Here is an 11723-nt window from a genome sequence, read left to right as displayed (position 1 = left end):
ACACTTTTCCGGGTCATGCTCAGCCGTGCTTCGTCGCCTCCACCGGCGGCGTGCCATGGGTGTGGAAGGACTCGATGGTCTTCAACCCCCAGGCCTGCCCCTTCTTGCGCTCCTCCTCGGTCCACACGATCGGCTTCCAGTCGGGCGCGAGGATGAGGCGGGCGCCGGCATTGGCGACTTCGACGCGGTTGCCGCCGGGCTCGTAGACATAGAGGAAGAAGGTCTGCTGGATCGCGTGCTTGTGCGGCCCGGTCTCGATGTGGACGCCGTTCTCCAGGAAGATATCCGCCGCGCGCAGAATCTCCTCGCGGCTGTCCAGCGCGTAGGTGACGTGGTGGAATCGGCCGGGCGTGCCGGAATGATCGAGCGAATAGGCGAAGTCGTAGCTCTTGTTCGACATCGTCAGCCACATCGCGGCTTCACGACCGTCGTTGAGGACGATCTGCTCGGTGAGGCGGCAGCCGAGGTAATTCTCGAAGAACTCGCGGTTGGCCTTGATGTCCACCGCAAGGCAGTTGAGATGGTCGAGGCGGCGGACGTTGACGCCGCGGGCGGGAAAGCGCTGCGCCTGGTTCTTCAGCGCGGGCTTCAGCTCGGGCGGCGCCTGATACCATTCGGTCTCGTAATAGAGCTCGACGATGTGGCCGTCGGGATCGCGGCAGCGGAACGTCGGCCCCTGCCCCATGTCGCCGTCGATCCAGCCGATATCGAAGCCCGAGCCCTTCAGCGCGGCGACGCGGCGCTCGAGCGCCTGCTGGCTGCGCGCGCGCAACGCCATGTGCTCCATGCCCGATGTCTTCGACGCCGTCAGCTTGAGCGAATAGCGCTCGTAATCGTCCCAGCCACGCAGATAGACCGACTCGCCCTTTTGGCCGCTGACGGTCATGCCCATCACGTCGACGAAGAACTTGAGGCTCTCGTCGGGCTTGGGCGTCAGCAGTTCCATGTGGCCGAGATGAGCAAGATCGAAAATCGGTTCGGGCTGCATGGTCTCCTCCAAGGCATCGCCGGATCCGGCGGACCGGCTCCCGCAATCAGGCGCAGGCTGCAAATCCGCTCACGCGCCGGGGCGGCATCAGGGTCGCCGGTTTATTTGTACTAATGTACAAATGATTAGGTCCCGTCAACAAATCAAACTGATTCGGATGGTGCTCCGTCCACATGGCAACATCCTCGAACGGCCGACTGACTGGCCGGATGGTAAAATATTCCTTAAACCCTTTTCGACCCGAAAGCCCAGGAAACCGGCATATTCCGGCCGTTTCCGCCCATCGGTATGCATTAGGAACAAACTTCATGGCCGGATTGTCGCGGATTTAACGAAGCCACCGCGCTTGCCGTTTAACCGTTTGTGCAGCGACGGCCGCGCATAGTCGTCCCAAAGCACTCGCTCTTGCCAGGTTCATTCAAGTGACATCCTTTGGACGCGTGATTTCGGTTCGCGGATCGCTCGCCCGGGTCGGGCTTCTGGCCGAAAGCCGGATGCCGGTCTCGGAGGTTCGGGCGACCGTCGGCCGCTTCGTCAGCATTCGCTGCGCAAGCTCGGTCATCGTCGCGATGATCACCGAGGTCTCCTGCGAAAATCTGTCGAGCGCCGACAATTACATCGCCATCGCCTCGGTCGACCTGCTAGGCGAGATCCTCAACGCCGCCGACAAGGCCAAATTCCAGCGCGGCGTCACCAATTATCCGACCATCGGCGATGCCGTCGACCTGATCACGAGCCAGGAGCTGCGCACGATCTACGCGCCGACCGGATCGGACCAGATCAATGTCGGCTTCCTCCAGCAGGACCGCTCCGTCATCGCCTATGTCGATGTCGAGGAAATGCTGTCCAAGCATTTTGCCGTGCTGGGATCGACCGGCGTCGGCAAATCGACCGGTGTCTCGCTGCTGCTCAACGAGATCCTGAAAGCGCGCCCGAACCTGCGCATCTTCCTGCTCGACGTGCACAATGAATACGGCCGCTGCTTCGGCGACCGCGCGCTGGTGCTCAATCCGCGGAACCTGAAGCTGCCGTTCTGGCTGTTCAATTTCGAGGAAATCGTCGACGTGCTGTTCGGCGGCCGCGCCGGCGTGCCCGAGGAGCTCGACATCCTCGCCGAGGTGATCCCGCTCGCCAAGGGCGTCTACACCCAGTACCAGAATGCCGACCGCATCGGCCTCAAGCGCATCGATCCCAAGCAGGTCGGCTACACCGTCGACACGCCGGTGCCGTACCGCCTGGTCGACCTGTTGTCGCTGATCGACGAGCGCATGGGCAAGCTGGAAAACCGCTCCTCGCGCATCATCTATCACAAGCTGATTTCGCGCATCGAAGCGGTGCGCAACGATCCGCGCTACGCCTTCATGTTCGACAACGCCAATGTCGGCGGCGACACGATGGCCGAGGTGATCAGCCTTCTGTTCCGCCTGCCCGCCAACGGCAAGCCGATGACGGTGATGCAGCTTGCCGGCTTCCCGGCCGAGGTCATCGATTCCGTCGTCTCGGTGCTCTGCCGCATGGCCTTCGATTTCGGCCTGTGGAGCGACGGCGTCTCGCCGCTGCTGTTCGTCTGCGAGGAGGCCCACCGTTACGCCTCCGCCGACCGCAATGTCGGCTTCGGACCGACCCGCAAGGCGGTGTCGCGCATCGCCAAGGAAGGCCGTAAATACGGCGTCTATCTCGGCCTCATCACCCAGCGCCCCGCGGAGCTCGACGCCACCATCATCTCCCAGTGCAACACGCTGTTCACGATGCGTCTTGCCAACGAGCGCGACCAGGCGCTGCTGCGCGCCGCCGTGTCGGATGCGGCCGCGAACCTCTTGTCCTTCGTACCCTCGCTCGGCACCCGCGAGGTGCTGGCGTTCGGCGAAGGCGTCGCGCTGCCGACGCGCCTGCGCTTCAAGGAGGTGCCGCCGCACCAATTGCCGCGCGGCGAAGCCACCATCTCGAGCGTGCCCTCCGCCACCTCCGGCCACGACATGCATTTCGTCAGCGCCGTGCTCGAACGTTGGCGCGGCGCCACCTCGCAGCGTGACGTGCCGAACGACCCCGTGTTCTCGGCACCGCCCGCCAAGACGCTCTCCAACGTCGAGGCCCCGATGCTGCAACCGTCGCTGGGGCTCGATCCGGACCGCTTCTCGCTTCTCAAGAAGCCGCTGCGGTAACGCAACGCTCGCTCCCTGACCCGTCATTGCGAGCCTGGCGTCACGTTGAGCATGGCGCCGGCATCGACTATGGTTGCCGGCCCCAAGCCGGAATCCATGCCCATGACAAAGCCCGCGCAACGCTTCCCCGCCCCCGCCCTCGACACGCTTCCCGACGACATCCGCATGCGCCTTCTCGCCGTGCAGGAGAAGAGCGGCTTCGTGCCGAACGTGTTCTTGACGCTGGCTTACCGCCCCGACGAGTTCCGCGCCTTCTTCGCCTATCACGACGCACTGATGGAAAAGGACGGCGGCCTCACCAAGGCCGAGCGCGAGATGATCGTGGTCGCGACCTCGGCGGCCAATCAATGCCAGTATTGCGTGATCGCGCACGGCGCGATCCTGCGCATCCGCGCCAAGAACCCGCTGATCGCCGACCAGATCGCGGTGAACTACCGCAAGGCCGACATCACGCCGCGGCAGAAGGCGATGCTCGACTTCGCGATGAAGGTCTCGGCCGATGCGCAGCGGATCTCGGAGGAGGATTTCGCCGCGCTCGCTCCGCACGGCTTCAGCGACGACGACATCTGGGACATCGCCGCGATCTCGGCCTTCTTCGCCCTGTCGAACCGGCTGGCGAACTTCACCGGCATGCGGCCCAACGACGAGTTCTACCTGATGGGACGGCTTCCGAAGAAGTGATCGACCGCTCCGTGTCTCGAACGCGAACGTAACGCCTCACCAGCAAACGCAACGCGCGAGTTCCCGTCTAACGGGAACTCGACGTTTTCACAATCAGACACGTTTTCTTAAGATACTCACCCTCAACTAGCAGAAACGCTTCGACACAACTTGCACAGTTTCCGTCAAAGGAGACGCGGATGAGTCGTGCCTGCAGAGGGGATCTGTCTCATGAACGTGCGAGCATTCGCCGTCGCGTCTTGCATTGGTGCAACGTTCTTCGCCGCTGGATACGTATGGAACTATCAGCCCGACGCCATCAACCCCGGCGAAATATGGAGCATGCTTCAATCGGAGCACGGCATGGCGCGAGCCGCTGTCGCACGCGTACTGATCGAGCCGAGTTCAGCTCATTTCAACGGATTGCGAACGGTCGACGCGGACAACGCACGATTCGTGTGCGGCTCCGTGAAGGCGATGGACAAGGAGAGGCAGTATGTCGAGACCGCCTTCGTTTACACGGTCGCGATCGATTATGCCCGTATCGACGACGAGGGACGGATCACGTCGCAGCGCTCGACATACAAGCCCTGCCCAATCGCGGCCGACGACAAAATTGCCGACCGGGGGACGCTGATATCTCCGGGCGCCCTGTCGATGATCAAGACCGTCGAAAAGGTCATACCCAAGTCCAGCGGCGGGACGATGGAACAGCAGCTTGGCCAGTTGGCCGGACAGACAGCGGCGCGCGCACCAGGTTCGGCAGGCGCGCCGAGATCGGGAGTCTCGTCAGGTTCGGCCGGGGCCGGCTGGACGTCAGCAGAGCAGCATCCAGGTTCGCGCGTGGAGGCTGCGCAGAAGGATGAACTCACGTGGCGTGTCGACCAGCCGCCGTCGGTATGGCCGACGTTCCCCTCGGGCCACTCCCTGGCGAAATCAACGCAGAAGCGGACGACCGCTGACGCCCTGGCTTTCGCGAAAGATATCGAGGCTCGCTGGGAGCAGTCGAAATCATCCGAGGGGCCAACGAGGCGTCCTTCGCCGGAAGAGATCAGGGAGGCATGCCGCGCGCTGCTGACGATCGATCCCACGGACAAGGAGTATCCGCGGGCCTGGGCCGCCTTCGTGCGGTTGCGGAAAATCGATCGCGACGCGGCTGCCTGAAGCGGACGTCCAATCCATCCGTGCCGCTCTTGACCCGCTGCGCCGGAGGCAAAAGGAGCCGCGCTAGCCGAGATGCATGCGGAGAACTGGGCGGTCGTCGCTAGAACCGAAGCCGCCGCGCCCACAGCGGTTTCAGCAATTCGAGCATCGTGAGCACCAGCAGTCCCGCGCCGAGCGTGATCATCAAATCGTCCGCATGCAACGGACCAAACCGGAACAGGCCGGAGGCCGGCGGCCAGAGCAGCGCCGTGGCGAGAACGAGGGCGACTGCTGCGAAGATCCAGACCAATGCGGGATTTGGACGGAAGAATGCGGACGCGAACGATGCGCTGAACGACCGGTTGACCAGGACCAGGGCGACGATGCAGACGACGAGCGTCACGAAGGCGAGCGTCCTCGCCTCGTCGGCTGCAAGGCCGGAGCGAAGCGCGCCAATGAAAATGACGGCGGTCAGGGCAAATGCGAAGCTGCCCTGAAGCACGCTCCAGCCAACCAGTGTCCATGAGAACAGTTCGGTATCAGGCCGTCTCGGCGGACGCATCATCGCATCGCGCTCCTCCCGCTCGGCCTCGAACACAAGCGAGCATACGGGGTCGATGATCAGTTCCAGAAACGCGATGTGCACCGGACTGAAAATCAGCGGCAGCCCGAAGACGAGAGGCAACAGCGCCAGCCCGGCAATCGGGATATGAACGGCGAAGATGAAGGCCATCGCCTTGCGCAGATTGTCGTAGATGCGGCGTCCCAGACGAATAGCCGACACGATCGAGCCGAAATCGTCGTCGAGCAGGACGATCGACGACGCCTCTCGCGCGACGTCGGTCCCGCGCCCTCCCATCGCGATTCCGATATGGGCGGCCTTGAGCGAGGGCGCGTCGTTGACGCCGTCCCCGGTCATCGCCACGATCGCGCCGTTGAGCTTCATCGCCTGGACGATGCGCAGCTTCTGTTCCGGCAAGACCCGGGCGAACACGTTCACATGCCCCACGCGGTCTGCAAGTTCCTGATCGTCCGCCCGCTTGACCTGATCGCCGGTCATGACGTCCCCGACCTCGAGCCCGGCCTGGTTCGCGATGGCAACAGCCGTTGCCGGATAGTCGCCCGTAATCATGACGACGCGGATTCCCGCCGCACGGCACTCGCGAACCGCCGCCGGGACAGCAGGCCGCAGCGGATCGGCAAGCCCGACCAGGCCGACAAAGCGAAACACGAAAGCTTGCTGGGTCGGCGGGAGTGAAGCGTCATCGCAGGCGGCGACCGCCATGCCCAGCACGCGAAGCCCGTCCTTCGCCATCGCTCCGACGGCAGCTTGCATCGTCTCTTGCTCGGCAGGGTTCATCTCGCACAGGCGCGCAATCGCCTCGGGCGCCCCCTTCGCGCATACGGTGAGGTCGGCCCGGCCGGCTAACCGCCAGACCTGCGTCATGGCCAGCAGCTCGGGGCGCAGACCGTAGGTACGTACCAGCATCCGCTCGCCATCCAGCGCAGCGCCGTCCCGAAAGGCGTCATGCGCGAACAGATGCAGAGCCTTCTCCATCGGATCGAACGGTTCCGGGGAGCTCGCCAAGACACCACAGCGCGCCAACTCGACAAATTCGGGCCTGGCGTCGTCGTGTCCCACCACCGCCGGACGCATGCGCGCACCATCCGGCAACCGCAGCTCTGCGACGGACATCTGGTTCTGCGTCAGTGTCCCGGTCTTGTCGGTGCACAGAACCGTCGCAGAACCGAGCACCTCGATGGCTGCGGCTCGCCGCGTCAGCACGCGGGCTTGCGAAATCCGCCATGCTCCCATCGCCATGAAGACCGTGAGCACGACGCCGAACTCCTCCGGGAGCATCGACATGCCGATTGCGATTCCTGCGAGCAGCGCTTGCAGCCAATCCCCGCGCAAGACCCCGTAGAGCACGATGGCGGCTAAGCTGACCACGGCGCCGCCGAGAAAGCAGAGCCGCACCAGTCTTGCGATCTGTTGCTGGAGTCGGGGCGGCTCGGACTGCAACCCGCGCAGTGACAGCCCGATCTTCCCGATCTCGCTGCGTGGGCCGGTGGCCTCGACCAGCGCCATCCCCTCGCCGCGCACGACGAGCGAGCCGGAATACACGAAGGGCTGATCCTCGCCGCCGGGCCGGTGATCGACTGATGCGGCCTCGTCGGCGACCTGCTTGCGGACCGGTACGGATTCGCCGGTCAGCAGAGACTCGTCGACTTGCAGATCGCGCGCGTCCACGAGCGCGGCGTCGGCCGGAATTCGATCGCCTTCGCCAAGGACGAGGAGATCTCCGTGCACGACTTCGCGGCCCGGAATGCGCCGACGTGCACCGTCCCGCACCACGAGCGCACGCGGGCTGCTCAGGTCGCGCAAGGCTTCCAGGACGCGCTCGGTCCGGCTCTCCTGCACCACCGTGATGACGATCGACATCGCACCGAATGCCAGGAGGATCAGCGCTTCCCTGAGATCGCCGAGCACGAGGTAGACCAGCCCGCCGCATAGCAACAGCACGAGCATCGGCTCGCGCAGCACTTCCATCACGATGCGCAGCGGACTGCGTCGTTCGGGCCGAGGCAATTCGTTGGCGCCGTCCGCCTTCAGCCTCGCCCGGGCCTCGGTCTCGCTGAGCCCGGCCGATCTGCGGCGTTGCGTCTGGCTCACGTCGTCCGCCGTAGGCTCCAGAGGCTGCCGGCACCGACGATGGCAGTGACGAGCAGAACGGCGATGAAGGTCTGAATGATGGTGAAATTCAAGGCATCGCGCGCGACAAACAGCGCCGTGATCGCGCCGGCGGCGACAAAGAGAATACGAAAGATGAGGCTCATGGCCGTGTCTCCAGGTCAGCATGACTGGAGCCGACCTGGCCTCTCGGCACGGGGCGCAACGCTGGTTCGGCAATCATGCAGGCGGACCATAGCCGCCTACCGCCGCCGCGAATTTGCGAAAGATCAAGCGTGCCCGGGCCGCCGGGTCGCTAGCGTTTCACCATCAAATCCAGCGCCGGAGCAAAGCGCTCGGAGAATGTCAAAGTCCTGGCGTGGTGGACTGCGGCAAACGATGCCGAGATTCCTGCTGACGCGACCGCGAGCAAGGCAACAATGAAAATCAGACGGCGCATATTGGCCTCCTGTGTGAGCTCGATGACCTCACAACATGGGATTGCTCTGTTTCAGGACGGCTTCATCGGCGCGGGAAATGATGTCGCTCAAGCAGCTGTGATGAGGCCCGGTTTGCGGGCCGCGTGCCGCACTGCTGCGAGCGCCCGCGCCTAATCATCCTCCGCCGGTCCGCACCAGCCGGGCAGATAGATTGCATCCCTGCTCTTGGCCGAGGACATCGCCTTCTCGAGCGCCCTGTCGAAATTGGCATCGACCGCCTTGCGCGACAGCTTTCGGCGCAGATAGTCGGCCCACAGGAATTCGGAGAACGGCGTGGTGTCCTTGGCGAAGCCGCCCATGCGGCGGAGCTCGCCGGCCAGGCTGCGGAACGGATCGTCCTTGAGATCGACGACCGATTTCGGCAGATCGCGGAACGGCCGCCTTTCCCCCTTGGCGTCGTAGGGATAGACCCAGCGCTTGTTGTCCATCACGCCCCAGAACGCCTCGCGCTCGACCATGCGGAGATCGCCGACGATGGTGACCAGCACCTCCTTGACGCCCTCGTCGTGTAGCGCGCGGCCGAGGTGATGATGGTCGATCACGTAGTAGCGCTGGTCCGGCCCGTGGACGACCGGGATCATGTGCTTGCCGAGCAGGTCGGCCTGCTTCGACTTGTCGTGCTCGCGCCAGCGCTTGCGCTTCTCCTTGACCTCACGCATGCCGACCGTCATCTGCGTCGGCCGAAGCGACAGGATCGAAACCGGATGCACTCTCGGCTCGCGCGCGTTGGTGGTCATGGTCGAACGGCCCTTCACATGGTTTGTCAACGACGGCTCAGGTTCCCTCGACTATGCCACGGGGCATGGCGCCGGGAAAATGCGCCCGGCCGGGCCTGGAGTTGTTGCATCGCAACTCGTGCATGCCGGGACGACGGCGGTTCCGTGATCGTTCGCGCCCCCCTGCAGGATAGTGCGAATGCGCAATGAAGTTGCGCGTTGAGAAGATTTTCTGCAACGCGTTCATCACGTATGCTATCTAAAAATCGCTGCTTCGGAGTGATCTCTGCACCATGAAAACCCAGCGGCCCATAAGCTCGGATGACGAGCACCGGGTGCTCCAGTTCAGGCCGCGCACCTCGCCTTCCCCGACGGCCCACCGGGGCAACGGTAACGTGCAGCCGTTGCGTGTCGCGCCCGAACCGCTCGACCTGTCGCGCTACGAGCAACCCCGCACCGAGCCCGACGATTTTCGTCACCGCATGCTCGCCAACATCGCGGCACTCGCCTTCACCATCGCCCTGACCGCGATCGGGATCTGGCTCGCGGTCAGCATCGCGGACCTGCGCCGGACCCAGGATTGCGTGCTGATGGGCCGCCGCGACTGCGTCAAGATCACGACGCCGCACATCTAGGCGACATGTCTGGCAACGCCGGCCGCCGGTCGTTCGGCGGAAAGGGCTCCATCGGGCATCCCCAGCCCTGCCCCCACCCCTGTCCGGCTCCATTGAACTCAGGGCGGCGCTCCGATATACGGGCTTTCAACCCGGTCAGAGGGGGGTTGAGGGCGTCATCAGGGGCGCGATGCCCACCCGCCGTGCCACCCTGGATAATCAGACAAATATCCGCAATATATCAAAGGCTTAGTGATGTCCACCACATTCGATCAGGTCGCCACGATCATCGCTGAAACCTGCGACATCCCGCGCGACACGATCACACCCGATAGCCACGCCATCGATGACCTCGGCATCGACAGCCTCGATTTCCTGGACATCGCCTTCGCGATCGACAAGCAGTTCGGCATCAAGCTGCCGCTGGAAAAGTGGACCCAGGAGGTCAACGACGGCAAGGCAACCACCGAGCAGTATTTCGTCCTGAAGAATCTCTGCGCCCGCATCGACGAACTGGTTGCGGCCAAGGGCGCGAGCGCCTAAGCGCGCGGTCATGCAACTCGAATACTTCCACATGATCGATCGGATCGTCGACCTCAATGTCGGCGAGAAGAAGATCGTCGTCGAGGCGCTGGTCCCGAAGGAGAGCACCATCTTCGAGGGGCACTTCCCGGGCTATCCGCTGATGCCGGGCGTGCTCCTGATCGAATCGATGGCGCAGGCCTCGGGCTTCCTCCTGCTTGGCGTGCTCAAGTTCGAGCGCATGCCGATTCTCGCTGCCGTGAAGGAAGCCAAGGTGCGCGGCTCGGTGTTTCCGGGCGACCTGATGACCCTTGAGGCGAGCGTGGCCCATGAGGGCTCGGGCTATGCCATGACCGAAGCCAAGATCCGGGTCGGCGGCAAGCTGCGCGCGAATTCGTCGCTGACCTTCACGCTGATCCCCTTCCCCAATGCGGATATGCGCGGATACATGACGAAAGTCGCCGAGCGAGTCGGCTTTCCGCAACAGGCCGTATCGCCATGACCGACACCACTTCGAAGCCCGGCCAGACGGAAGTCTGGATCACCGGCATTGGACTTGCCACCTCGCTCGGCGAGGGCCTGGACGCCAACTGGACCGCGCTCCAGGAGAAGCGCATCAATGTCGACGAGAAGGGCTTTGCGCCCTACATCGTGCATCCCCTGATGCCGGTCTCTTTCGACAGCCAGATCCCGAAGAAGGGCGACCAGCGCCAGATGGAAGCCTGGCAGCGCATCGGCACCTATGCCGCCGGCCTTGCGCTCGACTCCGCCGGGATCAAGGGCAACAAGGACATCCTGTCGAAGATCGACATGGTGGTCGCCGCCGGCGGCGGCGAGCGTGACCTCAACGTCGATACCGGCGTGCTCACGGCCGAAGCCAAGGGCGCCAACGCGCCCGGCTTCCTCAACGAGCGCCTGATGAGCGATTTGCGGCCGACGTTGTTTTTGGCCCAGCTCTCCAATCTCCTCGCCGGCAACATCGCCATCGTCCACGGCCTCGGCGGCACCTCTCGCACCTTCATGGGCGAAGAAGTCGCGGGCGCCGATGCCGCGCGCATCGCGCTTGCGCGCATCGCCTCGGGCGAGAGCGACATCGCGCTGATCGGCGGCTCGCACAATGGCGAGCGCAAGGACCTGATGGTCCTCTACGAATTCGGCGACTTCAATTTGAAGGACAAGTTCGCACCCGTCTGGGCGCGCAAGGACCACGCCGGCTTCGCGCTCGGCTCGGCCGGCGCGTTCCTGGTGCTGGAGTCCCGGGCGCATGCGGAAGCGCGCGGCGCAAAGCCGTTTGCAAGGCTGTCGAGCGTCGTTGCCGACCTCGCCCGGCGCAAGCAGCCCGGCGACATGGCCGCGACGCTCGAGAAGCTGTGGGCCAAGCTGCCCAGGCGCGAGGGCAAGGGCGCGATCATCACCGGCGCGACCGGCGCGGAGCCTGCGACCTCGGAAGAGCGCGGCTTCCTGAAGGGCCATGCTGAATTCCCGGTGCGCTCGACCGGTACGATGTTCGGCCACACCATGGAAACGCAATTCCCGCTCGGGCTCGCGCTCGCCGCCCTCTCGATCTCGCGCGGCGCGCTGTTCCCGCCGAACGATTCCACGGGGACCGAGATTGAAATGCAGGGGGCGCCCACCCAGATTGTCGTGGTGGGGGCCGGACATTGGCGCGGCGAAGGCATGGCGCTGGTCGAGGCTGTCAGCTGAGCGCGGCGTGCTCTAGCTGGATGCTCTAGCTCTATCGGGGGAT

12 protein-coding genes are annotated in these 11723 nt (G+C 64.2%); 7 read left to right on the top strand and 5 right to left on the bottom strand.

Going from position 1 to position 11723, the window contains the following annotated elements; translation table 11 throughout:
• Window positions 1-19: 19 nt before the first annotated feature.
• The gene (locus JQ572_RS12785) at window positions 20-988 is read right to left on the bottom strand and encodes a catechol 2,3-dioxygenase (RefSeq protein ID WP_211383349.1); all 969 of its coding nucleotides are present in this window, start codon (window positions 986-988) and stop codon (window positions 20-22) included.
• A gap of 422 nt (window positions 989-1410) precedes the next feature.
• Here JQ572_RS12785 and JQ572_RS12780 point away from each other — a divergent pair, with 422 nt between their 5' ends.
• From JQ572_RS12780 to JQ572_RS12770, 3 genes are all read left to right on the top strand, one after another.
• Complete coding sequence (locus JQ572_RS12780) at window positions 1411-3150, top strand: ATP-binding protein (RefSeq protein WP_211383348.1); 1740 nt, start codon at window positions 1411-1413, stop codon at window positions 3148-3150.
• Window positions 3151-3252: 102 nt separating this feature from the next.
• Window positions 3253-3831: a peroxidase-related enzyme gene (locus JQ572_RS12775; protein WP_211383347.1), complete on the top strand. Its 579-nt coding sequence runs from the start codon at window positions 3253-3255 to the stop codon at window positions 3829-3831.
• Window positions 3832-4041: 210 nt separating this feature from the next.
• Window positions 4042-4974 carry a hypothetical protein gene (locus tag JQ572_RS12770; protein WP_211383346.1) on the top strand — a complete coding sequence of 311 codons (933 nt, stop codon included), beginning with the start codon at window positions 4042-4044 and terminating at the stop codon, window positions 4972-4974.
• Between the two features lie 100 nt (window positions 4975-5074).
• On the opposite strand, the gene JQ572_RS12765 is transcribed toward JQ572_RS12770, so the two are convergent.
• From JQ572_RS12765 to JQ572_RS12750, 4 genes are all read right to left on the bottom strand, one after another.
• On the bottom strand, window positions 5075-7627 hold the full coding sequence (locus tag JQ572_RS12765) for an HAD-IC family P-type ATPase (RefSeq protein WP_211383345.1): 2553 nt from the start codon (window positions 7625-7627) through the stop codon (window positions 5075-5077).
• Window positions 7624-7791, bottom strand: a complete 168-nt coding sequence (locus JQ572_RS12760) for a hypothetical protein (protein ID WP_211383344.1) — start codon at window positions 7789-7791, stop codon at window positions 7624-7626. The genes JQ572_RS12765 and JQ572_RS12760 overlap by 4 nt, the downstream gene beginning before the upstream one ends.
• 149 nt (window positions 7792-7940) lie before the next feature.
• The gene (locus JQ572_RS12755) at window positions 7941-8084 is read right to left on the bottom strand and encodes a hypothetical protein (protein ID WP_211383343.1); all 144 of its coding nucleotides are present in this window, start codon (window positions 8082-8084) and stop codon (window positions 7941-7943) included.
• A 150-nt stretch (window positions 8085-8234) separates the two neighbouring features.
• Complete coding sequence (locus tag JQ572_RS12750; protein ID WP_211383557.1) at window positions 8235-8861, bottom strand: ParB-like protein; 627 nt, start codon at window positions 8859-8861, stop codon at window positions 8235-8237.
• A gap of 272 nt (window positions 8862-9133) precedes the next feature.
• Here JQ572_RS12750 and JQ572_RS12745 point away from each other — a divergent pair, with 272 nt between their 5' ends.
• The 4 genes from JQ572_RS12745 to JQ572_RS12730 all read left to right on the top strand — a co-directional run bounded on the left by JQ572_RS12745 (window position 9134) and on the right by JQ572_RS12730 (window position 11680).
• Window positions 9134-9475 (top strand): hypothetical protein, encoded by a 342-nt coding sequence (locus JQ572_RS12745; RefSeq protein ID WP_211383342.1) that lies wholly within the window; start codon window positions 9134-9136, stop codon window positions 9473-9475.
• 234 nt (window positions 9476-9709) lie between these two features.
• Complete coding sequence (locus tag JQ572_RS12740) at window positions 9710-9997, top strand: acyl carrier protein (protein WP_092025034.1); 288 nt, start codon at window positions 9710-9712, stop codon at window positions 9995-9997.
• Between the two features lie 10 nt (window positions 9998-10007).
• On the top strand, window positions 10008-10478 hold the full coding sequence (locus JQ572_RS12735) for a 3-hydroxyacyl-ACP dehydratase FabZ family protein (RefSeq protein WP_211383341.1): 471 nt from the start codon (window positions 10008-10010) through the stop codon (window positions 10476-10478).
• Window positions 10475-11680: a beta-ketoacyl-ACP synthase gene (locus JQ572_RS12730; RefSeq protein ID WP_211383340.1), complete on the top strand. Its 1206-nt coding sequence runs from the start codon at window positions 10475-10477 to the stop codon at window positions 11678-11680. The genes JQ572_RS12735 and JQ572_RS12730 overlap by 4 nt, the downstream gene beginning before the upstream one ends.
• Window positions 11681-11723 lie beyond the last annotated feature (43 nt).

Origin of the sequence: Bradyrhizobium sp. SZCCT0153 (assembly GCF_018129995.1) — a bacterium.
Lineage (GTDB): Bacteria > Pseudomonadota > Alphaproteobacteria > Rhizobiales > Xanthobacteraceae > Bradyrhizobium > Bradyrhizobium japonicum_G.
The sequence above is the reverse complement of the archived record's forward strand: the minus strand, read 5'-3'. Positions and strand labels throughout refer to the sequence as shown.

Coding starts and splice junctions, on each gene's coding strand:
- JQ572_RS12755 (WP_211383343.1), bottom strand. CDS start 8,084: ATGCGCCGTCTGATTTTCATTGTTGCCTTGCTCGCGGTCGCGTCAGCA.
- JQ572_RS12745 (WP_211383342.1), top strand. CDS start 9,134: ATGAAAACCCAGCGGCCCATAAGCTCGGATGACGAGCACCGGGTGCTC.
- JQ572_RS12770 (WP_211383346.1), top strand. CDS start 4,042: ATGAACGTGCGAGCATTCGCCGTCGCGTCTTGCATTGGTGCAACGTTC.
- JQ572_RS12730 (WP_211383340.1), top strand. CDS start 10,475: ATGACCGACACCACTTCGAAGCCCGGCCAGACGGAAGTCTGGATCACC.
- JQ572_RS12740 (WP_092025034.1), top strand. CDS start 9,710: ATGTCCACCACATTCGATCAGGTCGCCACGATCATCGCTGAAACCTGC.
- JQ572_RS12785 (WP_211383349.1), bottom strand. CDS start 988: ATGCAGCCCGAACCGATTTTCGATCTTGCTCATCTCGGCCACATGGAA.
- JQ572_RS12750 (WP_211383557.1), bottom strand. CDS start 8,861: ATGACCACCAACGCGCGCGAGCCGAGAGTGCATCCGGTTTCGATCCTG.
- JQ572_RS12735 (WP_211383341.1), top strand. CDS start 10,008: ATGCAACTCGAATACTTCCACATGATCGATCGGATCGTCGACCTCAAT.
- JQ572_RS12775 (WP_211383347.1), top strand. CDS start 3,253: ATGACAAAGCCCGCGCAACGCTTCCCCGCCCCCGCCCTCGACACGCTT.
- JQ572_RS12760 (WP_211383344.1), bottom strand. CDS start 7,791: ATGAGCCTCATCTTTCGTATTCTCTTTGTCGCCGCCGGCGCGATCACG.